The following is a 23309-nucleotide window of genomic DNA, read 5'->3' on the forward strand; positions in this document are numbered from 1 at the left end:
ATTTCTTATACTATAAATATATCACATATTTTTTATTATAAACTTAAAATTTAGTTGAAATAAGAAATCTTATTAAATTTATTATATTTATTAATAACTTTAATAAAATAAATAAAAATATTCCTTACATTCATAAAATTATTTATTAATTATTATATCCACCATTATATTTATTAAAAGAAAAAATACTCTATTTTTAGAGTATTTCAAATTAATTCTTTATAGTAAATTCATAATTTAAATATGGATCCATTATAGAATTCATTCCTTCTAGAACATCTATCCAGTAATCCTTCTTAATTGTAAGTAATTCTTTATCTTCTTCATCTACATTTTTAAATTTGTCCTCGTTAAATTCTTTGTAAAACGCATCTAATTGAGTAGCCATATTACTCATAGCTTCAAAATTATCTAATGTTTCACCATCTAAGATAATCTTCTCATTATGGTTTTTCATTTCAAAACTTAAGTATTCAAATAGTAAACTTTCAATTCTAGAATAAACTTCATTAGGTATCTCTTTTGATATCTTTGATTTTTTCTTTATAGATACAATTTCTTCTTTTCCATAATCTCTATAGTTTGCCCATAAACTTGTAAACTCTTCAGATATTGAACTATAGCTTTTATATAATGTTAATAATTCCTCATTACTAATACTTCCTGCTTTAATACATTGATTTAATGTATTTAATACACCTTCATTTCTACTTCTTATCTCTTCAACACTTTTATAAGTTTCTTTTCCTATTAATATTTTGTAGCGTGAATTCATTACCGATGTGTAAACGTTTATCAAAAGACTTACAATCAATACAAATACTATTAAAAGAATACTATTATTTTTACTTATTTTATAAGATTTCATAATGCACCCCCACAATTTTGTATTATACCATAAATTATTGGCTAATACCAGTATTGGGAATACTTTACCAAGTTAAATAATGTAGAATGAAAACTTAATGGAGTTTGCTATGCAATTCCATCAAATTTTCATTCTTATTTTTTTATTTAAAAATATCTTCCGTGTTCTTGTTGATACTCCTTAATCATCTCTAATCCAGCAGTACCACCTTCACCTTTTTCTAATCTACCTTCTATTCTTTTTATTTGTCCATAAGGATTTGATAAAGATAATTCTTCATCTCCTGTTAATACCCAAATTGTATTTGGATTCAAAGGCTTAATTTCTAATTCCTTTTCACCTACCCCATCTGTAAAATATATAAGAACATGATTTCGCAGCTTATTTTCTTTTATATATTTGAATACTGGTGAAAATCTAGTTGATCCAATATTAGAAACTCTTTTTTTAATATCATTCTTAGATCTCATTTCATAAACATGTCTAATTTCATTATCGCATTCTATAACAGTAATTTTATTAGTTCTAGTTCTAGTTATCTCTAATATTTCAATCATTATCTTATAGACTTCTTCTTCGCTCATAGATGCACTAATATCTATTGCAACTATAACCTCTGGAATACTATTAGGAAGTGTTCCTCTTATATCTAACCTTTCAGGCTGTCTTCTATTCCGTCTTGTTATAGTCTTCTTTTCACCAGCTCTAAGCGATGGTATCAGCTTTTTTAATAATTGTTGCCATGATATCTCTGCTTTTTCTGTATATGATTTTATAATTGCTTCTATATCCTTTGGAGCTTTGCCTCTAAAAGAACTTATTGCTACTTTTTTAGTCATATCCTTTATTGAATCATAATTTAAAGTACTTTCTTCCCAAACATCATGTGCTTTTGAAATATCTATTATATCTCCAATAGCATCACTTTTATCAGCTTTTGTACTCTTAGATAATTTTGACTTTATTGCCTCTTCAATTTTCTCTGCATATACTTCAATGGCATTATCTTCTTTTAGGCTTAAACTATATTCTCTATTTACTGTTTCAATTTTAAAGCTATCTGTTGGTAAATTTTTTATAAACTGATTTATAGAAATATCCAATGCTAAATTAACAGCTGTAGTAGTATATTTATTTTTAAGCTCTCTTTCTCTTTGATGATGACCATACATTATATGATATATTTCATGTTTAAAAAGAGCTTGCATTTCTTTTTTATCACACATTAAAAATAATACTGGGTTAAAATACATTTTAAAACCTTGCATTTTGGGGATAGTAGCTAATGGCCATGTGATATTAAATCTTATACTTCTTTCTATTTTTACTAAGAATTGCCCAAAAAAGCTATCTTCACCTTCTAACATTCCTATAACTACTGATTCTACCAAAGAAAAAAACTCTCTTTCAAAATTACTATCTATTTTAGCATTTTCCTTTATATCTAAAGCTTGCTTTAACAAACTGTTACGCTTATCTTCAAATAACATATATAATCATTCCTTATTCAAAAATATTAAAGAATGCATCTAAGAATGTATCTTCATTTAATAAATCATTATATAAAACTTCACTTGAATCACTCTTAACTTCCTTCATTATACCAAGTCTTAAATCTCTTGGATAACAAGTTAATAGATCTCCAAATAGTTTTCTATTATTTTCTGTATTATTTTCTTCTAAGTATCTTAAGGAATTCTTAGCTAAAATATATAACCTTGAATGACTTTCTTTTCTTATTTCATCCTTTAATTCTATAGGTAGAATAATATATGAGAATAAATCTTCTGGTTTAATTAATGGATTTTTTATATTCTTAATGTAATTGATAAAATCTGTTGCAATACTTACTCCTAAATTACCTTTTACAACATTATAGAATATATTTACTGAGTAATTATTAATGTTTTTTACATAAATATTATATGCCTTAGCAACTCTTTCCCAACTTCTTGGAGTTGCCTTTATAGTTTCTTTTGAATTTGGAGTACTTAAATACTCTGGGAATGTTGATAAAAATTCAATTATATGATCATGAATATTGCCATCATCACTCATTGCCCATTTAATCCATTCTTTTATATCGGAGTCTAATTCTATCCATACAAATCTATCTTCTTGAGCTTTATCCATATCAACAACTTGATAATCACTATCTTCAAAGCCATCATATTTATTAGAAGGATTCATAGCAGCAACTATTTTCACTTTATCTGCTAACTTATATCCATTTATTTCTCTATTTAAAATTAAATTCATAAGTTCTTGTTGAACTGCATGCTCACATCTGTTTAACTCATCTATGAATAGTAATACTCCATCATAATTACTATTTTCTATTGCTTCTTCCATTTCAATAAGTTTATAGTGAGTTGCATATTTTGTTCTTCCATTTTCAACTACTGGTAATCCTCCAATCTCACCTTCCTTTAAAAGGTTAGCGTCTATGTTAACTAAATAATAATTATCACTTTTACATATTCTTTTTACTAATGAAGTTTTACCTATCCCAGCTTCTCCTATTATTAATGGTACACTTCCTGATTCTAAAACTAATTCTATAGTACTTATAGCTTCTGAAAATTTCATATTATCACCTCTATTTGCCTTATCTTGAAAGTTTATAATCTACTAATAAAATTTTAGCCTTTTTGCTTCCATACTCTCTTATGAAATTAACTTTGTCCATTTCTAAAATTTCAAGTTCTAAAAAGTCTTTTATATACTTTTCATCTATAAGATCTTCCTTTACTTTATCTATTACTACATTAACTACAAAATCTACATCTATAGAATCATAAACATATTTTACTATTTTTATGTTATCTCCAATTAATATTCTTAATTCATCTAAATTAAAATCAATATAGTTAATAGCCTCTTCATTTCCTTTAACAGCTTCTCTTCTAGCTTCTAAAGTAGGATTATCTATAAATTTTATTGCTGCCCAATATTTTTTAATTGCTTTAATTTGAACCTTCTCAGAAGGATTTTTTATATATTTTATTGCATCATAATCTTTAGATACAGCTTTTATTTGTACTTCTTCACTTGGATCATTTATAAATTGAATTGCCCATCCCTTTGCATTAATTGCTTCAAGCTTTACTTTTTCACTAGGATTATTTATATATTTAAGTGAATTCCATAATAATCTAACTGAAAGTATTGCATTTTCTTCACTTAATTCTTCTATATACTCAACTGCAAGTGGATTATTTCTAATTGCCGTTTCTATCATTTCATTTGTTGGATTTTTTATATATCTTATTGCTAACCCATTTTTTTTAACAGCTTCAAGTATTAATTCTGCACTCGGATTTTCTATATATCTTATATATAAAGGGTTATCATATATCTTTTTTAAATCATTATTTTCCATGTCTTTTCCTTCCTCATCACTTAAAATCAATTTAGTTAAAAATCAACTTTTTCCAGTTAATATGTACTCTCTATGTTACTTACATTATACTATATTTAAATGATAATTACTATTACTATTATTTGATAATTATTGTTAACTAAATGGTAATAAAACAATTACATCTCAATTTATAAATAAAAAAGGTAAAAGTATTTCAAAATACCTTTACCTTTAATCTATATTACTTATGCTCATGATCTCTAATATGATTTATACAATAACATTGCTTTCCTGAACATTTTGAACAATATCTAAACTCCATACTTGGATCGTCTTTTTCCGTTACTCCACATACTACACATTTATGAAGAATTTCTTTTTGTTTCACTTGAGATTGAAATTTTTGTTTTCTATGATAGTTTACTGCTCCACTCTTTGTTCCTGTTACTATATCTTTTCCAAAGAATATCAAATAATTAATTACAGGAATCAATATTAATATCATACCTTTTAAAGATCCTGCAGTAATAAAATCAAAACCTATTATAATCCAATTAAATATTGCTAAATATTTGACCTTTATTGGTATTATATAAAATAATAATATTTGAAAATCAGGATAAATTCTAGCAAATGCTAAAAATAAAGATAAATTAATCAATGTTCCAGTTGCTTGAAGTCCTGTTAAAAGTGAGACAACTATAGTTGCTATCATCCCTACTAAATAATATATATTTAGTTTAAATCCACCCCATTCATGTTCAAGACCTGTTCCTGCTAAATAATAAAAATATAGTGAAAATAATAAAGAAATTATACTACTTGCCTCTGGTACAAATATAAATGTTACAAGTCTCCAAACTTCTCCTTGCATCACTCTTTGAGGATTCAAACTTATATTATTTATTAATGTTGAATCTCCTCCATTCATCATTGTAAGTGCAAATACAAAAGCATTTCCTATTACAATTATTAGCATTAAGTTTCTTATATAAAATTTTCCAAACTTTTTTTCTAATTTATTCAATAAACTCATAACTTAAGATGTACTCCTTTTATAATTTATTTGTAACTATATAAATTAAATCATCAATTGAAAATTCTTTATTTTTCATAGTTATTGTAATCATATTACTTATTAAAAATGAAGTTAATTTTCTAGTTTCTATATCAATATTTATGTCTTTATTTTCTTTATGTAATTCTATTATTTCATCTACAATTATATATAAAGGATCTAGTACATTATATCTTTTACAACCATGAGATTTTTTACTTTCTTCTTGTTTTTCACTTTTAGTCAATTCAAAAAATACTTCTTTATGATATATTAAAAACTTTTCTAATCCTAGATATATTAATTTTAACTTTTCTTCAAATGCTATCTCTTTTTCCTTAACCTCTTTTAATTCTTCTAATATCTCTATCCATTTATTATTAAATATTTCACCAACTAATGCCATTTTGCTATCAAAATAATTATAAACTGTTCCTAAAGCTATTCCACTTTTACTAGCTAACTCCCTCATACTAAAGTTGCTATATCCCTGCTCTTTTAAAAGTGTATAAGCCTCTTTTAATATTGTTTCTCTTGGATTTTGTAATATTTTCGGCATAAAACTTCCCCCCTCTTATAGTATAGTTTATATTAATATTCTTATATTATCAACCAAGTAAATCTCGCTTATTCTTTTCCATTTATTTACAATTAGCATTATGTTAAGTATAATAATATTATATAAATTTCTGCATGAAAAATGCCTATGAAAAAACCTTTTATAGCTAAGAAAATTTCCCCCTAAATTAACTTATTAAAACAAACTACTATAATTAAATAAGAGGTATGTATTATGGAAAATCAAAAATTCAATATCGCATACAAAAGAAAACTTCTCTATAAACGAAAAAGAAAAAGAAAATTAATATTACGCATTTCTCTTTTATTAAGTGCTTTTTGTGTACTATCATTAATTTTATTATTAAATAATAAAATTAGCAATAATAGCAACTCTATAAATAAAAAAGTTACTACTGGATCTTCTAGTGAAACTGAATTTATAGTTTGTATTGATCCAGGGCATGGCGATTGGGATGCTGGTACAAAAGGTAGTACTGGAGTTCTTGAAAAGGACATAGTATTAAATATATCTCTAAAACTTGGACAACTATTAGAATCTAACAAAGTGAAAGTTGTTTATACACGAACTAATGATTCGCTTCCTTGGCTTGAAACAGCTAATGATAGTTTAAAAGAAAGAATTAAGATATCTGATGTATTTAATGCAGATTTGTTTATATCGCTACACTGTAATAGCAATTATGATGATACAGATGCTAAAGGATTGGAGTCCTGGTACAAGCCATCTAGTGAATCTAGTGAAAATCTAGCGATGACTATACAAAATGCTTTATTAAAATTAAGGTATACAGAGGATAGAGGATTAAAAACTTATAAAGATAGAGATGATGCTCTTGCTGTCTTAGAATTAAATCCAAGTATTCCAGTATTAATAGAACTTGGATTTTTAAGTAATTACTCAGATGAAAGATATCTTAAATCAAATAGAGGTCAAGAAGCTTGTGCAAAAGCTATAAATGAAGCTATTTTAAGTTATATTGAAAATAATAAAGAAGAATTATTAAAAGCTCGAGAATCTAAGGAAAAGAAATAAATTGAGAATTAAACATAATGATATGTATTAACTTTCCGATTTTTATATAATATCGAATACAATTCTAAATTTAAGATATCTAAGATGACTAAATTTTTATAACTCGCTGCGCTCAAACAATAAAAATTCTTAACGCCATCTTAGATATCTTAAATAAGAATTGTAGTTTCTTATTATAATAAAATCTCCAATTTAATACATATCATTAATGAGACTAATTCTTAGTTTAACGGTGTAAAGTGACAGAATATAAGTTATTGTAGCCCTTATATTCGCAATTTATAATACTAGTTCACAAACTTGCCTTGTTTTGGCTTAGCAATTTCATCAAAATTATTAACAAGCATATTTAAATGTTCGGTAACTTCTTCTCCGCTCATTGGTTTTCCATGACTTGGAATTACTAAAGCCGGCTTTAGATCTCTAATTAACCTTACTGATTTTTCAGCTTTTTCCCAATCTGTAGTTAAATATTTGGGTGGACCACTTATTTGTTCACGTTGTGTAATCATCGATATTAAAGACTCTTGCTTTGTTGTAGAAAATGCATCTCCAACAATTAAAACTCTATCTTTTTCACGAAATAATGAAACATGCCCCTCTGTATGACCAGGTGTAAGTATCCATTTCCAATCTGGCATTCCCGGAACACTACCATCCTCTGGAAGCGCTGATACATGTGAACCTAAATCAATACTAGTATGCGGAAAAGTTGGTGACATCTTAGCTACCATTCCTTCATCCACAGTTGGATCACCTTTTGGATAATCTTTACTGCCTGTTACAAATGGAAGCTCCAATTTATGTATATATACTGGAGCTTTCCATAACTTAAAAAGTTTAATAACAGAACCTACATGGTCAAAATGTCCATGCGTAAGTATTATGGATTTCGGTGGATTATTTTTTCCAAACCTCTTTTCAGCAGACTCTACTATAAAATCTGCTGAATTTTCAAGTCCTGTATCTGTAAGTACCCATTCCTTATTATTGCTATTTGGGTCTCCAACCATACAAGCTCTTACAACAGTAAAATTTAAAAGCATTATATCTTTGGTAACTTCCTCCGATGAAGTAGTCATTGCTGATAGTCCTTCAACTATTTTATTTCCCATATAAAATCCTCCTATACTCAATAGCTTTAATAAAAATTCCAGCTATTAAATATAGTTTATGTAAATAACACTATCTTATTTATATAAAAATTTATTAAATTTTTATATTATATTCTTCCTTATTCCTTCAACTCTTACATCACTTTATCTTCAAATATATCTTTTACTTCATCTAATATTTTAAAGTTTGTAAAATCAAAATGTAATGGTGTTAATGTTACATAGCCTTGTGATAAGAAATATAAATCAGAATCATCTTCTAAAATATCATTTCTAGTACCTTTAGTTACATAAACCTTATCTTCATTTTCCTCTACTAAAATATAATTTGTTTTGTATGTGGATTTTCCTAATCTGCAAACTTTTAATCCCTTAATATCTTCTTCATTTATATTAGGAACATTAACATTTAAAACTACATTTTCTTTCAAATAATCTTTTTCTGCTACATCTAATATTTTGCTTATCCATTTAGCAGCTTTAGAATAATCTTCATCTTCTTTGCTCCAATCTACATCCATAGAAATAGCAATTGAAGGCACACTATATATTGCTCCTTCTACTGCTGCTGATACTGTACCTGAATATAAAATATCTGTTCCACAATTCAAGCCTCTATTAATTCCTGAAATAACTATATCTATATCTCCTCCAAGCAAAGATAAACCCGCTTGAGTACAGTCAGCTGGTGTCCCTACTAAACTATATGCTTTAAAATTTTCATCTAATTTTTCTTCTCTTATTTTAATGGGATTATGAATTGATATAGAATGGCTAGAAGCACTTTTTTGCTCTCTAGGTGCAACTACTATAATTTCATGCTTTTTTGATATTTCTTTTGCTAAAGCAATTATTCCTCTAGCATTTATTCCATCATCATTAGTAATTAATATTTTCATATAAGTCCTCCTCCAAATATTATTATTTTTACTCTAAATTTAATAGTACTTATTATTTATATTATTATTTTTTCCTTATATATTATATACTACCATAAAAATAAATAAGATAAAAAAAGAAGTAATGCGGTTTAAATAAATCAAACTACATTACTTCTTAAATTATTCTATTTTTCTTTAAAAGCTTCTATTATTAACTTATACGAATTTATCTTAGAATTTAAATCTGTATTTAAATTTATAAGCATAAACTCATCTGTTTTATATATTTCACTCATATTTAATATTTGTTCTTTTATTTTATCTGGTGTTCCTATTAACATCCTTTTTCTGTTTCTTTTTACAATTTGCATTTCTGTATCAGAATATTTATAAGATAAAGCTGTATCTAAAGAAGGTATTCCTTGAGTTCTACCAGTTTCTACGAGAACTAAAGCTAAGTCCATAATAGACGCTTGCCTATTTACCTCCTCTTCAGTTTTAGCACAAATTGCAAAACTACATATTATTGTATTAGGTGCAGATGAAATTATTGAATTTTTAAAGTTATCTCTATACCAATTAACTGAACTAACTCCCATTCCACCTGTAATAAATTGAGCATATGCATATGAAGCTCCAATTTGAGCAGCCAATCCCGCACTACCTCCACTTGAACCTAAAATATGAATTTCAGGAACTGTATCTATAATAGGTGTAGCTTTTAAATCCTTAAATGCATGATTTTCTGGCATCATATCATAAATATATCCTACTAAATCTAATACCTTATCTGCATAATCATCAGAATAAATATTTTTCCCTTGCTGCATAGCCCTACTTACTAAAGGCATTCCTCCTGGTGCTCTACCTAAACCTAAATCTATTCTATTTGGATATAATGCTTCTAAAAGCTTGAAGTTTTCTGCAACTTTATATGGACTATAATGTGGTAACATAACTCCACCTGAGCCAACTCTAATTTTTTCAGTTTGGGCAGCAATACTAGATATAAGTATTTCTGGACTAGATCCTGCTAAGCTCTTTGTATCATGATGTTCTGATACCCAAAATCTATGATATCCTAGCTTTTCTAATTCCTTAGCTAAGATTATTGTATTTTTTAATGCTTCACTTGCATTTGAATTTTCTCCAATAGGAGATTGATCTAATGCACTTAACTTTATTTTCACTTAATTTGCCTCCTATTATTTTAAACTATATTTTTTAAACTATATTTATCTTTTCCTATAGCTTTACTATAAATACTTTTTAAAAATTTACAAGTAGGCACTTTTAAGAAACTATTAACTAATAATAATTATTATATATTTTGATTTATATTTTTCTTTGCTCCAATATAAGTTGCAATAAAATATCCACCATATATCACCAGCAATACACATAAAGATATTAATATATTATTCATTATGCTTATACTACCAAATAACTTTATGACATTTTTAGAAAACTCTAATCCTACTATTGAATGTATTAAAGCTAATGATAAAGGCATCATAAAGTAAATTCCTATTTGACTTAATAAAGATCTATTAATAATATTATCATCTACACCTATTTTTCTAAGTAAATTATATCTTTCAATATTATCTGTTGATTCTGATAATTGTTGAAGAGCTAATACTGCTGCTGATGTTATTAGGAATATTCCACCAATATAAATTCCTAAATAAGATATTAACGCTCCTGCACTTGATGTATCAGTCACTAATTCTTCTTTAGACATATAATATAAATTTTGATATTTGCTTTCTATTATAGAATCTACCTCTGAACTAATTAGATTTTCAATATCACTATTTCCTTCTTTATAATTTAAATTTAAAAATGAACTTTTGGCTGTCAATCCATTTATAAATTTATCATTAACTACAATAGTACATATATTACTTTTCATCATTTGATTATAAGCTACAACTTCTATTGCTTTATCTATACCTGGTTTAAGAATAGTTCCATTTATATTTATTTCCTTATTATCACTTAAGACTTTATCTAATACTTTTACTGAATCATCTATATCTGTAAATATTGCATATTCATTATCTCTTAAACTTATCCTTTCTCTATTTGCCATATTCATAATTTCATTAAATTTTGATAACCCTATTATTTGAACTGGCTGATTAACTGAAACAGGATAGTAATCTTTAAGTTCTTCTCTTCCCTCTTCTGATAAAATATCATTATATTTAAGATCACCATTATAATTTATATAACTAACATACTCATCAGAATATTTACTTAAATCTACTTCATTTTCTTTTAAAACTTTTTCTATATCCATCCCTTCAAAATTCCAGAATGTTAAATCATATTGTGTTAAATCTTTTATGTCTTCATTCATTGCACTGCTAATTCCAAGTCCACCTGAAAGCATACAAATCCCTACAAACAACATCAAACATATAAAGGACATTGATATAAAAACTGTGTTTATCTTACTATTTATTTGTCTTAATACAAACATATTTAAATCTTTTAAATAGTATTTTTTATTAGATTGAACAATCTTTAATAAAAAACCAGATAATGAAAAGAAAAATAAGAATGTTCCTATAGAACCTAATAATATACTTAATCCACTAATACCTATTTCTAAAGTTGCTACTCCACCCTTAAGGACAGTATAATAAGCATATCCTAGTATAATACAACTTATAAAAAAGATTATTACTGAAACCCAGATATTTCTTACTTTTATAGCTTCATTTTTTCTTGATGATGTTAATAAATCTATAAGAGTAATTTTTCTTATTGATATAGAATTAAACATTAATACTAATAAATAAATGGCACCAAAGCAAACTATAGTTTTTATCATCGCATTATATGAAAAGATAAACTTAAATTTAATAAGATTAACTTTAAACATTTTTGCAGTTAATACTGACAGTCCTTGTGATAATAGTATTCCTAAACCTAATCCAATAACTAAAGATATTATTCCTACTAGTAAAGTTTCTATAAAAATTATTTTTGATAAACTTCCCTTTTCCATTCCCAAAGTCATATATATTCCAAACTCTTTTTTTCTTCTTTTTATTAAATAATTGTTTGCATATATTATTAAGAATGCTAATATGAAAGATACAAATATCGAAGCATATCCCATTATATTTTCTACTTGTTCAAATGCAGATGCTTGCATATCATTTAACTCCATCATAATACTTTGAGATTGTATTGAATTAAAAGTGTAAAATATACATACTCCAAATACTAATGTTAGAAAATAAATAGTATAGTCTTTAAAGCTTCTTTTTAAATTTCTAAACGCTAACTTAGAATACATTATTTTGGTCACCTCCAAGAAGTGTTATAACTTCAATTATCTTTTCAAAGAATTCTTTTCTAGAGTCATTTCCACGAACTAATTCATTAAATATCTTACCATCTTTGATAAACAAAATTCTTCTTGCATAGCTTGCAGAAAAAGCATCATGTGTAACCATCATAATAGTTGCATTTAGATTTTCATTTAAATCTTCCATACTCTCTAATAGCATTTTAGCTGATTTGGAATCTAATGCTCCTGTAGGCTCATCTGCTAATATTAATGAAGGGCTTGTTATTATTGCTCTAGCAGATGCAACTCTTTGTTTTTGTCCTCCTGACATTTCGTATGGATATTTATTTAAAATTTCTTCAATATTTAATTTTCTTGCTATATCTTTAACTTTTTTATCTATTTCCTTATGATTTGTCTTTAATATAGTCAAAGCTAATGCTATATTTTCATAGGCTGTTAAAGTATCTAGGAGATTAAAGTCTTGAAATATAAACCCTAGTTCTTCTCTTCTAAACTTTGCTATTTTTTTTGAATTTAACTTTGTAATATCATTTCCTGATATATGAATATGACCACTAGTCACTTTATCTATAGTTGATATACAATTTAACAGTGTAGTCTTACCGCTTCCAGATGACCCCATTACACCAATAAATTCTCCTTCTTCTACTGAAAAACTAATGTTATTAATTGCTTTAGTTATATTACCTTTTCTTCCATAATATTTTTCTATATTACTTACTCTTAATACTTCTTTTCCCATATTATTATTCCTCCTATTTGATACTATAGGATAATTCTAATGTTTAGCAGCTATTTAATCCATTGAAGAACATAACAGAAAACTTACACTTTTGTAATATAATAATATTTAAAATTAGTTTTCAAAAATCATCATTCTATTTATAGGAAATGTTATTGATACTTTAGTCCCATTATTCAGTTCTGAATTTAAACTTATTCCAAGCCCAAGTTTAATTGCTAGCTTTTTGCATAAATATAGACCTATCCCCGTTGACTTTCCAAATTTACGTCCATTTTCTCCTGTATATCCCTTTTCAAAAGCTTTAATTGCATCACTTTCACTCATTCCAATACCACTATCCTCAATATGTAATACAATGTTATCACCTGATTTTTTAGTATAAAATTTAATCTTACATTCATACCTTCTCATATATTTTATAGAGTTAGATAATATTTGATTAATAATAAACTCAATCCACTTACTATCTGAATACACAGTTACATCTAAATCATTAGTTTCGATTTTTATTTTTCTTTCTATTAAAACATTAGCATTTCTTTTTATAACCTTGTTTACAGAATTTTTTAAGTTTAACTCTTTTATAATATAGTCCTTTTCTAAAGCATTACTTCTTGTATAAAAAAGTGCTTGCTCTATATAATTTTCAACTTTATCTATTTCTTCATCTATACTCTTAGTTAATTCAGATTTATTATTTTCTATAAGTAATTTACAACTTGATATTGGAGTTTTTATTTCATGAACCCATAACTCTATATATTCTCTATATTCATTATTATTTATTTTTAAAGAAGCTATTTCATCATTCATTGATTTAGAAGTTTCTTTAAGTACATAATATAAAATTTTACTATCTAAAAAGCTTCCTTCTTCTAAAATTTCTGAAATTAAATATTTTTTATCTAACACATCTAAATTAGAAATTAACTCATTATAATACTTTTTCTTATTAAAATAATCATAAATATGAAATATTAATATTCCAATACAATTAAAGATAAATATAAATATAATTGCATATAAATCTACATTTAAAGCATTAAGTAATATTGAAGTAAAAATTAATATACCTATACTTATTACAACAAATAATATTCTTTCTTTAATAAAATCTATTAATCGCATATTAATATATATCCTTGCCCTCTCTTAGTTTTTAAATAATCTATTGCACCTATTTCTTCTAGTTTTTTTCTTAAACGATTTATATTTACTGTTAATGTATTATCATCAACAAACTCATCAGATTGCCATAAAGATTCAATTATTTCATTTCTTGATACTATCTTTTCTTTATTTTTTATTAAAACATATAGTATTCTACTTTCATTTTTACTTAATTCTATTCTTTTATTGTCATATTCAGCTTCACTTGTAGATAAATTATGTAAAAGACCTCTATATTCTAATACTTCTGAATCGGAATTATTATAAGTTCTTCTTATTATTGAAGATATCCTAGCTAAAAGTATTTGAGTATTATATGGCTTTGTTATAAAATCATCTGCACCTAAGTTCATACTCATCAGCTCATCTACTTCACTATCTCTGCTAGTAACTACTATTATTGGTACAGAACTCCTTCTTCTAATTTCTCTACATATATAATACCCATCGTAATATGGCAAATTAATATCTAATAATACTAAATGATATTTCTCCTTCATGAACTCTTCTACTATATTTTCAAAATTTAAAGAATAACTAGCTTCATATCCATATCTATTTAAAAATGTACATAATTCATTTCTTATTTTTTCTTCATCTTCTATTATAAAAATTTTCTTCGTATCCATATTTCCTCCAAATTATAAATCCATTTTTTTCTTATTTTGTACTATACTCAATTATATATCAAACTTATATATTTAATGCAATTAATTATTTACATAATTTTTATTGATTTTATGTTAAATAGTCAACAAATTTATTTTATTAAAATACACACTTAAATTTGTACAAACTATCTTAGTTTGTATAAAAATTTACTTATCTATAAATAATATTAAATTTAAATAATTCAAGAAAGACATTTTATTATTCTAAATTATAAAATAATATTTTCTATTTATAAGGGAATTCTATTATTGATAATAATAATTTAGGAGGACTTAAAATGAAAAACAAAAATTCTAACGATGTTACTAACCCATCATCACCTAATTATGATAAGAGAATTAAAAATAAAGCTAATGAAAAAACTCCATATGGTGAAAATGAACCATCTACTCATACAACATATAAATAAAACTTAATATCCATAAAAAATACCGTTTATAAAATAAACGGTATTTTTTATTAATTAACTATATACATGTTTCTAACATTTATTATTTTTCTATCCTAATAATCGATTTACTATATCATTTGCATCCTGTGCTATTGGTATTATATTTTTGACAAAAGAAATAGTAGTATTAATACTTGTAAGCAAACTTAAAACCTTTTTTATATTTTCTTTAAACTTTTGATTTTTAGAAGCTTCTTCGCAAATATTTTTATTTAGCATTATACTTCCAAGCCCTTGCTCTATAGATGTTTTTAATCCATCTATTCCATATATCTTGTATTCTTCAATTTTATGATATAAATCGCCGAGTACATTATTTAAAAATAATTTCAGTTCCTCATTTACTTCTAAATCCTCAAGGTCTTCCATTAATACTTCTATCTTTTCTTTAAATTTCATTAAATTCTCTTCTTCAATATTTCTATATTGATTACATACATCTAAAGCTAATGCTAACCCATTTATAGATATCAATATTTCCTTTGTAATTATAATATCTAGCTTGTGTATATCATCTTCTAATCCTATAGCCATAATTTTCTTTTCAAAATTAGTTAGTGATTTTACCAATTCCTCTTTTGAATTACTTTCAATCTTATTAGTAAGTTTTTTTATATTTTCTATCATTTCAATAATTTGTATGATAGATTTAAATATTTTCTCGTCATCGTTTATATCTAAATCGAAAACCTGAGCAAGAACTGATTCTACCGTTCTAAATCTACTTTGTTTGTTAGCATTATTACTACAAAACTCTTTTGATTTACTTAAGATCTCGTATAGCCTAACTGCCGGATTAGTTGATAATACCATACTACCCCCTCCATAAAATTTGATACAGTTACTATTTCTATACCCTACTACTGTTCTCCTCTTTTTTTCTTTAATCTTAATAGTTTTTTAAGTATTAAGTATTATTAAATTATAATTAATATTTAATTTTTCCTTTACTATATATAATGCTTTAAATGTATATTATATGTATGTTTTTTAATTATTTATATCTATTTTTTCTATTTGCACTTTTCCATTTTTAATATTCATAATAGCCATAGTTAAAGGCAATGAAAATCTTCTTTTACCACAACTTCCAGGATTAAGATATATAACATTATCCAATGTTTCTAAACTATGCTTATGTGAATGTCCATATATAATAATATCAACTTCTTCTAAATTAACATTTATATTATTTTTTTCATGAACAACATATATCTTCTTTCCCTCTACTTCTAATAGTTCTTCTTTATTTAATATGCCTTCGAAATTTTCATTATCATTATTACCTTTTACTGCAACTGTTTTTGTAATACTATTAAGTTTTAATAATATTTCCTTATTACAAATATCTCCTGCATGTATTATTAAGTCACACTTATTTAAATAGCATATTACCTCTTCTCGTAACAAATTGTGTGTATCTGAAATAATCCCTATTTTCATATATTTATCATCACCTTTTTGTATATTTAATGGTATTATATAATTAAATTTAAATTATACATTTTATGGAGGATGTTGTATTGATAAAAAAATTTAATATTAAAGGAGTTGCTAATATGTGGGTTATTTATGCATTGCTATCAGCTTTTTTTGCTGCACTTACATCTATTTTAGCTAAAATAGGAATAGAAAACATAAATTCAAACTTAGCTACTGCAATACGTACTGTTGTTGTCTTAGTAATGGCTTGGGGAATAGTTTTTATTAATGGTAGCATAAATCAAATTAATAACATAAGTCAAAAAAGCTGGATTTTCTTAATTTTATCTGGTATAGCTACTGGCCTATCATGGCTATTCTACTACAAAGCCCTTCAAATTGGAGAAGCTTCAAAAGTAGTTCCTATAGATAAATTTAGTGTTGTAATAACCATGGTATTAGCTTTTGTCATTTTAAAAGAAGCACTTACAGCGAAAACAGTTCTAGGTGGAATATTCATTACAATTGGAACTTTTATAATGATCTTATAGAGATTATTATTCACTATTAACTAAAAAACTAACTGTAAAAACTTAAAATTAACAAGAAAACTCAGCCAAAGCTGAGTTTTTTCATTAATTGTACATTATCTATTTTCAATTATTAATTAAAATTTAATCCTCCTTATAATTTTCAACTACATCTTTTATAATTTCTTTAATTTCACTTAACGATAAATCCAGTGTTTCAAGACCTCCAATATCACACCTTGCTGTAGTCTTTATATTATTAAATATCCTTGCGTATAATTGCTTTTTATTATCAAATTGCTCATTATCTTGCAATATATATCCATAAATTAATTTTGTTTCTTTTTCTATATAATCTCTATCATTCATAATAACATTTCTCCTATTTTAATTCTAAATTTGATTTTTCACTATTAAATTCTATAATAAACGTGGTATCTTTCCCAATATTACTTTCTGCATATATTTTCCCATTATGACTTTCAACTATAGATTTAGCTATTGATAATCCTAATCCATATCCACCAGTTTCTCTAGATCTAGATGTATCTACTCTATAGAATCTTTCGAAGATTTTATCTAAATCTTCTCTTTTTATCCCTTTACCTGTATTTCTAACTTTTAATCTTACTTTATTTTTATCTAATTTAAGTTCAACATATATTTTACCATCTTTATTAGTGTACTTTATTGCATTGTCTAATAGGATTATACATACTTTTTTTATGCTTTCTTTATCTCCTTTTAAAAGCACATCATTTAAAATATTGGTTTCTAGTTCAATTTTATTTTCAAATATAACAGCTTCAAATGTTAATAATATATTATTTAATAATTTACTTAAATCAAATATTGTAAATTCTATAAGCTCCTTACCTGTATCAAGCTTAGCTAAAGATAACATTTCATCAATTAATTTTGCCATTCTCTCTGTTTGATTATTTATATAATTTACCCATTTAATTTGATTAATTATAGTATCTTCTTTATTAGATAAGATTACAGATGTGTTTGTTCTTATAATTGCAAGTGGTGTTTTAAGCTCATGTGAAGCATCTGCAATGAATTGTTTTTGCTTTTCAAAACTATCTTTTATAGGTTTTATAGTTTTATTAGTTAAATAAATACTTATAAAAAGTAATACTATTAAGCTTATACTACCAATAGTTAAAAATGAACTTAAAAGACTTGATAAAGCGTTTATTTGAGGCTCTCTACTAATAAGCACTATCTTCATTCCCTTATTAGTAGTTTCTTTCATATAACCATAACTATTTCCATCTAATTTAACTTTATCAAATTTTTTATCACTTTTTATTATTTTATATACAATATCCTCTAAAATTTCCTTTTTAACTTCCATAAAGGTTACTACATTAGCTATATTATTTTCAGTATCCAAATCAATGATTATACTACTAGTCATCATTGGTGAATCTGGCCCTGGCCCCTTATGAGGATTAAACATTGCACTCTTTAATTGATGTTCTAAATCCTTTTCCATATTAATAGCAGTATTAGCATATACAGTTCCAAAAATCAGTATGAAAACTAAGGTTAATAGTGACATATTTATTAATATAAACTTCTTCTTTAATTTATCAAACACCACTATCCTCCATTCTGTATCCTACACCTCTTATAGTTACAATACTTACATTTGATTTTAAATAAGATAATTTTTTCCTTATAAATGAAATATATACTTCTATATTGTTATATTCAACCTCTGAATCAAACCCCCAAAGTTTCGTTATTAAATCATCTTTACTAACAACACATTTGGGCCTTTCCATAAAATATTTAATTATTTCAAATTCCTTTAAAGTTAATCTTATACTTTCATTATTTACATCTAAATCATAAGTATCTATATTTAAACTTATATCTCCATAAGTTAATATATTGTCATTTACAACCGTTCCTTTTCTTCTAGTTATAGACCTTAGTCTCGCTAGTAACTCTTCTGTAGCAAAAGGCTTTGTTAAATAATCATCTGCACCTAAGTCTAGCCCTAAAACTCTATCCTCAATTTGACTTTTAGCTGTCAGCATAATAACTGGTGTAGAAACCCCTGATTTTCTTAACTGCTTCAATAAGCTTAATCCATTTAATTTAGGTAGCATGATATCTAAAACTATAACATCATATATTCCTGTTAAAGCATAATCTAGCCCATCTTCCCCATCATAGACGGCATCAACTAAGTATTTATTATTTGTTAATATTTGAAATAACGCTTCTGAAAGTTCTTTTTCATCTTCTACCAATAATAGCTTCATATTCATTCCCCCTCAATTTTATAAAATTGTAATTTATTTATTCTCATGCATAACTTTTTCTACTTTACTCTTTCTAGATTATATCCGATTTTTAATTCTTTATATAAGTATTGTTAGTTTTAATAAGATTTTATCACAGAAACCTTAAAATTAAATTAAATTCTACTTAACTACATTATTTACTGTTTTTAGAGTTAATTTAAGTATTACAAATTATCACAGTTTCTTTTTAAATAAATATATTATTACCATAGTCATTTAATAGGAGATTTATTATGGTTATAACACCTGGAATAAAGGATTTAGATTATATTTATAAAGATGGAGTTAAGCATTTTACTTTAATTGCAGAAGAAGTTAACTTGGAACTTATACCTGGACTTTTTATACGAGCCTGGGGCTATAATGGCTCAGTACCAGGCCCAACTATTAAAGTTAACCCATCCGATAAAGTATGCATTAGAGTTATAAATAACTTACCTGAAAAAACAAGCGTTCATTGGCATGGTTTAGAAGTACCTAATGATATGGATGGTGTTCCTCCAATTGAACCATCACCCTTCATAGAACCTGGTGAATACTTTGATTATCATTTTAAAATTAATAATCCACCTGGAACATATATGTATCATTCCCATGTTAATGTTCTAGTTCAAGATAATGCAGGACTTCTTGGAGGCTTTATCATAGAGGATCCAAAAGATAAAAAAAGAAAAAATTATAGAGATTATTTTGTAGTTCTTCAAGAATTTGCAGTTAATGAATTACCTTGGGGAGATATAACTAAAGGCACCTATAACCTAACATTTAAAATGCCTGAATTTAATTTCTTCACCATGAATGGTAAATGTTATCCTTCTACTGATCCACTTGAAGTTTGCTATGGCGATACTGTAAAGGTAAGATTCTGTAATATCCAAATGCATCATCATCCAATTCATATTCATGGTCATGAATTTAAAGTTGTTGGTGCCGATGGATTCCCAATAAGAAAAGAAACTCAAATATATAAAAATACAATTTTAGTTGCTTCAGGAGAAACATGGGATATTGAATTTATAGCTAAAAATCCTGGTATTTGGCCAATGCATTGTCATATGCCTCATCATGTAACTAATAATGCTGCCCCAGGAGTTGGCGGAATGTTTACTACAGTAAATTATATAGATAAATAATATAATAGAATTTTGCTTAAATAATTATTTTTATATCTATTAATTTGCTACATCAAACAATTTATACAATTATCATTTAAAATAAAAACCTAATTAGTTATAAATATACTTAAGAAAGTATGTTCTATATACTAATTAGGCTTTTATTAATTCCATGGACATATTTTCTTTTCTAATAAATCTATAATTTTAAATATAATAAGCGACATAATACTAAGAGCTAATACTCCAGCAAACATTCCTTTATAATCAACCATTGACCATGAATTCATTATATAATATCCTATTCCATATTTAGTTGCATAATTTTCACTAAAAAACAAAGCTGAAATTGCAATTCCTATACTTACTCTTAAAGCAGAAAATACTTTAGGCGCTATTGCAGGCATTACTACTTTTAATATAGTGTCGCTTTTACTAAATTTCATAACTTTTGCAGATATTAAAACATCTTTGTCAATTTCTTTTACTGCATCTCTTGTAACTATTAAAATTTGAAAAACAATTATAGTTACCATAAGTATTATTTTAGATTTATCACCTATCCCAAACATAACCATAAATATAGGTAAAAATGCTATCTTTGGTATAGGATATAGTAAATATACTACTGGTGATATTATTTTATCTACTAAACTACTAAGTCCAAGAGCAATCCCAATTGGAATACCTATAATTAATGATATTAATATAGCTCCCAATATTCTATACATGCTATATAAAATATGATATATAAAATCATTTTGTAATAATCTTATTAGCTCATATATAGTAGTTTTAGGGGATGGTACCATATTAGTACCTATTAACATACTTAGTAAATACCATAAAGCAACTACAATTATTACTCCATAGAGTCCTTTTATTATTTTTAATAGTAGCTCTTTAATCATATAGTTTACCTCTTACTTCATTACATATTTCTATGTACTCTTGTTTCTTTCTTATATCTTTATCACCAAAATATCTATTATTAATTATGCTATGTATTTTACCATCCTTCATAACAACTATATACTCACCTAAAAAAACAGCTTCTTCAATGCTATGTGTTACTAAAATCATAGTATTGTTTCTCTTATCTTTTATATCTAAAAGTAAATCCTGAATTTTTTCCTTATTTATTGAATCTAGTGCAGAAGTTGCTTCATCTAATAATAAAGTTTCTGGATTGCTTATAATAGTTCTTGCAATAGCTACCCTTTGCTTTTGGCCTCCACTTAGTTCCTTTGGATATTTATTCTTAAAACTTAGTAAATCTAATTCTTTTAGTACATCATTAACTAATTTTTCTTTTTCTTTTTTTGTAAATTTATACTTATTTAATCCAAGCTCTATATTTTTATATACTGTAAACCAATTAAATAATCCTAAATTTTGTAGTATTAAAGAAGTTTCTCCTTCTATTTCTAATTTCCCTTCATAATTAGAAATAAGCCCTGCTATAGTATATAGCAGGGTTGTCTTTCCACATCCTGATTTTCCTATAATTGCATAAGTCTTTCCTTTTTCTATAGATAAACTTAAATTATCTATAGCTTTTTCATCCTTATACTTAACGGTTAAATCACTTATTTTTATCATTCTACTTTACAAATTTTCCTTCTAGTAAATCAGCTGGCTTTACTGATAAATCTTTATTTAAAGTCTTTTCAGTCCAGTCTATTATACTTTGTAAATACTCATCACTTGGAAGGGCTGCTTTTTTATATGTAGGTAATACCATAATATCTTTTACAGCAGGATTTGTATTTGGTATTTTTTCAATTAATATATCTTTTGCCATTTCAGGATTTTTATTTATTTCTTCTACAGCTTTATTATATGCTTCATGGAAGGCCTTAATAGTATTTGGTTTTTCAGATATAGCTTTTCCAGTAAACACTAAACAATCTGCTGAAAACTCATCATCCATTCCATAAATATTTTTCTTTAATCCTTGTAATTCTCCATTTGAAGCTACTGGTTCTGGGAATAAACTCATATCAACTTCACCACTTTTTAAAGCAGCAAGTCTTGCTGGTATTTCATTTATAAATACCTTTTCTACATTGTAGTCTTGTCCCAACCACTTATCTATTAAGTAATTAGAAACACTTACTTCCATCATTCCTACTTTTATGTCCTTTTTATCTGTAGCTCCTTCAGTAGCTAATACAGGAAACATTCCATCTGTCATTGTTGTTGCTTTTATATTAAATCCACCATCTACATTAGTAGCAACAGCTATAAAGTCAGTCATTGCTCCATCTATAGCATTACTTTGAAGAGCACTTTGTCTATTTTGAGCATTATTATAAATTTCTATTTCTACATCTATACCTGCCTCTTTAAAATATCCATTTTTTTCTGCAATAAGTATTGGTGCTGTATCAACAGCTGGCATTAAACCAATTTTTAATGTTGCATCCTCTACAGAAGCTTCTTTATTTTTTTCATTAGATCCACATCCAATTAAAATAACTGAGAACATTGATATCAAAATAAGTGATAACAATTTTTTTAAATTTCTCATTTGTTAATCCTCCTACAAACTTTTAATTCAATTTAATTATAGTTAACTAGACAATCTATTTCAATATTAACAGTAAATTTATTGTATAAATTATAAAAAATCACTAATATATATGG

Annotated in this window: 25 protein-coding genes; 4 read left to right on the top strand and 21 right to left on the bottom strand. The window is 25.8% G+C overall.

The features are described 5' to 3' along the window. Window positions 1-211 precede the first annotated feature (211 nt). From I2E83_RS10440 to I2E83_RS10465, 6 genes are all read right to left on the bottom strand, one after another. A complete protein-coding gene (locus tag I2E83_RS10440; RefSeq protein WP_195264983.1) occupies window positions 212-868 on the bottom strand; it encodes a hypothetical protein in 657 nt (218 codons plus the stop codon). A gap of 146 nt (window positions 869-1014) precedes the next feature. Next, on the bottom strand, window positions 1015-2358 hold the full coding sequence (locus tag I2E83_RS10445) for a VWA-like domain-containing protein (protein ID WP_195429690.1): 1344 nt from the start codon (window positions 2356-2358) through the stop codon (window positions 1015-1017). A gap of 13 nt (window positions 2359-2371) precedes the next feature. Next, on the bottom strand, window positions 2372-3457 hold the full coding sequence (locus I2E83_RS10450; protein WP_195429691.1) for an AAA family ATPase: 1086 nt from the start codon (window positions 3455-3457) through the stop codon (window positions 2372-2374). Between the two features lie 19 nt (window positions 3458-3476). After that, window positions 3477-4250, bottom strand: coding sequence for a DUF4116 domain-containing protein (locus I2E83_RS10455; RefSeq protein WP_195264989.1), 774 nt, complete (start codon window positions 4248-4250; stop codon window positions 3477-3479). 223 nt (window positions 4251-4473) lie between these two features. Then, the gene (locus I2E83_RS10460; RefSeq protein WP_195429692.1) at window positions 4474-5268 is read right to left on the bottom strand and encodes a rhomboid family intramembrane serine protease; all 795 of its coding nucleotides are present in this window, start codon (window positions 5266-5268) and stop codon (window positions 4474-4476) included. A gap of 19 nt (window positions 5269-5287) precedes the next feature. Beyond that, window positions 5288-5848, bottom strand: a complete 561-nt coding sequence (locus I2E83_RS10465) for a helix-turn-helix domain-containing protein (protein WP_195429693.1) — start codon at window positions 5846-5848, stop codon at window positions 5288-5290. A gap of 234 nt (window positions 5849-6082) precedes the next feature. Here I2E83_RS10465 and I2E83_RS10470 point away from each other — a divergent pair, with 234 nt between their 5' ends. Then, on the top strand, window positions 6083-6904 hold the full coding sequence (locus tag I2E83_RS10470; protein ID WP_195429694.1) for an N-acetylmuramoyl-L-alanine amidase: 822 nt from the start codon (window positions 6083-6085) through the stop codon (window positions 6902-6904). A gap of 287 nt (window positions 6905-7191) precedes the next feature. Here I2E83_RS10470 and I2E83_RS10475 read toward each other — a convergent pair whose 3' ends face one another. The 7 genes from I2E83_RS10475 to I2E83_RS10505 all read right to left on the bottom strand — a co-directional run bounded on the left by I2E83_RS10475 (window position 7192) and on the right by I2E83_RS10505 (window position 14775). Continuing rightward, window positions 7192-8019, bottom strand: coding sequence for an MBL fold metallo-hydrolase (locus tag I2E83_RS10475; RefSeq protein ID WP_195429695.1), 828 nt, complete (start codon window positions 8017-8019; stop codon window positions 7192-7194). Window positions 8020-8153: 134 nt separating this feature from the next. Beyond that, the gene (gene surE, locus I2E83_RS10480) at window positions 8154-8918 is read right to left on the bottom strand and encodes a 5'/3'-nucleotidase SurE (protein ID WP_142418409.1); all 765 of its coding nucleotides are present in this window, start codon (window positions 8916-8918) and stop codon (window positions 8154-8156) included. A 167-nt stretch (window positions 8919-9085) separates the two neighbouring features. Further along, window positions 9086-10090, bottom strand: a complete 1005-nt coding sequence (locus tag I2E83_RS10485; protein WP_195429696.1) for an LLM class flavin-dependent oxidoreductase — start codon at window positions 10088-10090, stop codon at window positions 9086-9088. Between the two features lie 131 nt (window positions 10091-10221). Then, window positions 10222-12213 (bottom strand): ABC transporter permease, encoded by a 1992-nt coding sequence (locus I2E83_RS10490; protein WP_195429697.1) that lies wholly within the window; start codon window positions 12211-12213, stop codon window positions 10222-10224. After that, window positions 12203-12973 (bottom strand): ABC transporter ATP-binding protein, encoded by a 771-nt coding sequence (locus I2E83_RS10495; RefSeq protein ID WP_195429699.1) that lies wholly within the window; start codon window positions 12971-12973, stop codon window positions 12203-12205. Before I2E83_RS10495 ends, I2E83_RS10490 begins: the two co-directional genes overlap by 11 nt. 114 nt (window positions 12974-13087) lie before the next feature. Beyond that, complete coding sequence (locus I2E83_RS10500) at window positions 13088-14104, bottom strand: sensor histidine kinase (RefSeq protein WP_195265025.1); 1017 nt, start codon at window positions 14102-14104, stop codon at window positions 13088-13090. Further along, entirely contained in the window at window positions 14095-14775 is a 681-nt protein-coding gene (locus I2E83_RS10505; RefSeq protein WP_195429701.1) for a response regulator transcription factor, read from the bottom strand. Before I2E83_RS10505 ends, I2E83_RS10500 begins: the two co-directional genes overlap by 10 nt. 320 nt (window positions 14776-15095) lie before the next feature. On the opposite strand from I2E83_RS10505, the gene I2E83_RS18175 reads away from it, so the two are divergent. Further along, window positions 15096-15227, top strand: a complete 132-nt coding sequence (locus I2E83_RS18175; RefSeq protein ID WP_257443303.1) for a hypothetical protein — start codon at window positions 15096-15098, stop codon at window positions 15225-15227. 90 nt (window positions 15228-15317) lie between these two features. Here the strand turns inward: I2E83_RS18175 and I2E83_RS10510 are convergent, their stop codons facing one another. Together I2E83_RS10510 and I2E83_RS10515 are read right to left on the bottom strand one after the other, a co-directional pair. Next, the gene (locus tag I2E83_RS10510; protein WP_195429703.1) at window positions 15318-16082 is read right to left on the bottom strand and encodes a hypothetical protein; all 765 of its coding nucleotides are present in this window, start codon (window positions 16080-16082) and stop codon (window positions 15318-15320) included. 177 nt (window positions 16083-16259) lie between these two features. Then, window positions 16260-16712 (bottom strand): metallophosphoesterase family protein, encoded by a 453-nt coding sequence (locus I2E83_RS10515; RefSeq protein WP_195265031.1) that lies wholly within the window; start codon window positions 16710-16712, stop codon window positions 16260-16262. Between the two features lie 116 nt (window positions 16713-16828). Here I2E83_RS10515 and I2E83_RS10520 point away from each other — a divergent pair, with 116 nt between their 5' ends. Beyond that, a complete protein-coding gene (locus I2E83_RS10520; protein WP_195429853.1) occupies window positions 16829-17242 on the top strand; it encodes an EamA family transporter in 414 nt (137 codons plus the stop codon). A gap of 123 nt (window positions 17243-17365) precedes the next feature. Here the strand turns inward: I2E83_RS10520 and I2E83_RS10525 are convergent, their stop codons facing one another. Genes I2E83_RS10525 through I2E83_RS10535 form a run of 3 tightly spaced genes read right to left on the bottom strand, consistent with a single transcriptional unit; the run spans window position 17366 to window position 19503 of the window. After that, entirely contained in the window at window positions 17366-17590 is a 225-nt protein-coding gene (locus tag I2E83_RS10525; RefSeq protein ID WP_195265033.1) for a hypothetical protein, read from the bottom strand. A 13-nt stretch (window positions 17591-17603) separates the two neighbouring features. After that, on the bottom strand, window positions 17604-18830 hold the full coding sequence (locus I2E83_RS10530) for an ATP-binding protein (RefSeq protein ID WP_195429705.1): 1227 nt from the start codon (window positions 18828-18830) through the stop codon (window positions 17604-17606). Then, a complete protein-coding gene (locus tag I2E83_RS10535; RefSeq protein ID WP_195265037.1) occupies window positions 18823-19503 on the bottom strand; it encodes a response regulator transcription factor in 681 nt (226 codons plus the stop codon). The genes I2E83_RS10530 and I2E83_RS10535 overlap by 8 nt, the downstream gene beginning before the upstream one ends. A 275-nt stretch (window positions 19504-19778) precedes the next feature. On the opposite strand from I2E83_RS10535, the gene I2E83_RS10540 reads away from it, so the two are divergent. Further along, a complete protein-coding gene (locus I2E83_RS10540; RefSeq protein ID WP_195429707.1) occupies window positions 19779-20678 on the top strand; it encodes a copper oxidase in 900 nt (299 codons plus the stop codon). Window positions 20679-20824: 146 nt separating this feature from the next. On the opposite strand, the gene I2E83_RS10545 is transcribed toward I2E83_RS10540, so the two are convergent. The 3 genes from I2E83_RS10545 to I2E83_RS10555 are packed head-to-tail and all read right to left on the bottom strand — an operon-like array spanning window position 20825 to window position 23193. Next, a complete protein-coding gene (locus I2E83_RS10545; RefSeq protein WP_195429708.1) occupies window positions 20825-21571 on the bottom strand; it encodes an ABC transporter permease in 747 nt (248 codons plus the stop codon). After that, entirely contained in the window at window positions 21564-22262 is a 699-nt protein-coding gene (locus I2E83_RS10550; RefSeq protein WP_195429710.1) for an ABC transporter ATP-binding protein, read from the bottom strand. Before I2E83_RS10550 ends, I2E83_RS10545 begins: the two co-directional genes overlap by 8 nt. Before the next feature lies 1 nt (window position 22263). Next, a complete protein-coding gene (locus I2E83_RS10555; protein WP_195429712.1) occupies window positions 22264-23193 on the bottom strand; it encodes an ABC transporter substrate-binding protein in 930 nt (309 codons plus the stop codon). Between the last annotated feature and the right edge of the window lie 116 nt (window positions 23194-23309).

The sequence above is a fragment of the Clostridium sp. D46t1_190503_E9 genome, assembly GCF_015555225.1.
GTDB lineage: Bacteria > Bacillota > Clostridia > Clostridiales > Clostridiaceae > Clostridium.

Bases quoted from the DNA above. Each gene is read 5' to 3' on its own strand.
- I2E83_RS10510 (WP_195429703.1), bottom strand. From the start codon at position 16,082: ATGGTATTATCAACTAATCCGGCAGTTAGGCTATACGAGATCTTAAGT.
- I2E83_RS10460 (WP_195429692.1), bottom strand. From the start codon at position 5,268: ATGAGTTTATTGAATAAATTAGAAAAAAAGTTTGGAAAATTTTATATA.
- I2E83_RS10465 (WP_195429693.1), bottom strand. From the start codon at position 5,848: ATGCCGAAAATATTACAAAATCCAAGAGAAACAATATTAAAAGAGGCT.
- I2E83_RS10500 (WP_195265025.1), bottom strand. From the start codon at position 14,104: ATGCGATTAATAGATTTTATTAAAGAAAGAATATTATTTGTTGTAATA.
- I2E83_RS10535 (WP_195265037.1), bottom strand. From the start codon at position 19,503: ATGAAGCTATTATTGGTAGAAGATGAAAAAGAACTTTCAGAAGCGTTA.
- I2E83_RS10505 (WP_195429701.1), bottom strand. From the start codon at position 14,775: ATGGATACGAAGAAAATTTTTATAATAGAAGATGAAGAAAAAATAAGA.
- surE (WP_142418409.1), bottom strand. From the start codon at position 8,918: ATGAAAATATTAATTACTAATGATGATGGAATAAATGCTAGAGGAATA.
- I2E83_RS10545 (WP_195429708.1), bottom strand. From the start codon at position 21,571: ATGATTAAAGAGCTACTATTAAAAATAATAAAAGGACTCTATGGAGTA.
- I2E83_RS10550 (WP_195429710.1), bottom strand. From the start codon at position 22,262: ATGATAAAAATAAGTGATTTAACCGTTAAGTATAAGGATGAAAAAGCT.
- I2E83_RS10515 (WP_195265031.1), bottom strand. From the start codon at position 16,712: ATGAAAATAGGGATTATTTCAGATACACACAATTTGTTACGAGAAGAG.
- I2E83_RS10455 (WP_195264989.1), bottom strand. From the start codon at position 4,250: ATGGAAAATAATGATTTAAAAAAGATATATGATAACCCTTTATATATA.
- I2E83_RS10475 (WP_195429695.1), bottom strand. From the start codon at position 8,019: ATGGGAAATAAAATAGTTGAAGGACTATCAGCAATGACTACTTCATCG.
- I2E83_RS18175 (WP_257443303.1), top strand. From the start codon at position 15,096: ATGAAAAACAAAAATTCTAACGATGTTACTAACCCATCATCACCTAAT.
- I2E83_RS10555 (WP_195429712.1), bottom strand. From the start codon at position 23,193: ATGAGAAATTTAAAAAAATTGTTATCACTTATTTTGATATCAATGTTC.
- I2E83_RS10520 (WP_195429853.1), top strand. From the start codon at position 16,829: ATGTGGGTTATTTATGCATTGCTATCAGCTTTTTTTGCTGCACTTACA.
- I2E83_RS10490 (WP_195429697.1), bottom strand. From the start codon at position 12,213: ATGTATTCTAAGTTAGCGTTTAGAAATTTAAAAAGAAGCTTTAAAGAC.
- I2E83_RS10450 (WP_195429691.1), bottom strand. From the start codon at position 3,457: ATGAAATTTTCAGAAGCTATAAGTACTATAGAATTAGTTTTAGAATCA.
- I2E83_RS10445 (WP_195429690.1), bottom strand. From the start codon at position 2,358: ATGTTATTTGAAGATAAGCGTAACAGTTTGTTAAAGCAAGCTTTAGAT.
- I2E83_RS10525 (WP_195265033.1), bottom strand. From the start codon at position 17,590: ATGAATGATAGAGATTATATAGAAAAAGAAACAAAATTAATTTATGGA.
- I2E83_RS10470 (WP_195429694.1), top strand. From the start codon at position 6,083: ATGGAAAATCAAAAATTCAATATCGCATACAAAAGAAAACTTCTCTAT.
- I2E83_RS10495 (WP_195429699.1), bottom strand. From the start codon at position 12,973: ATGGGAAAAGAAGTATTAAGAGTAAGTAATATAGAAAAATATTATGGA.
- I2E83_RS10440 (WP_195264983.1), bottom strand. From the start codon at position 868: ATGAAATCTTATAAAATAAGTAAAAATAATAGTATTCTTTTAATAGTA.
- I2E83_RS10540 (WP_195429707.1), top strand. From the start codon at position 19,779: ATGGTTATAACACCTGGAATAAAGGATTTAGATTATATTTATAAAGAT.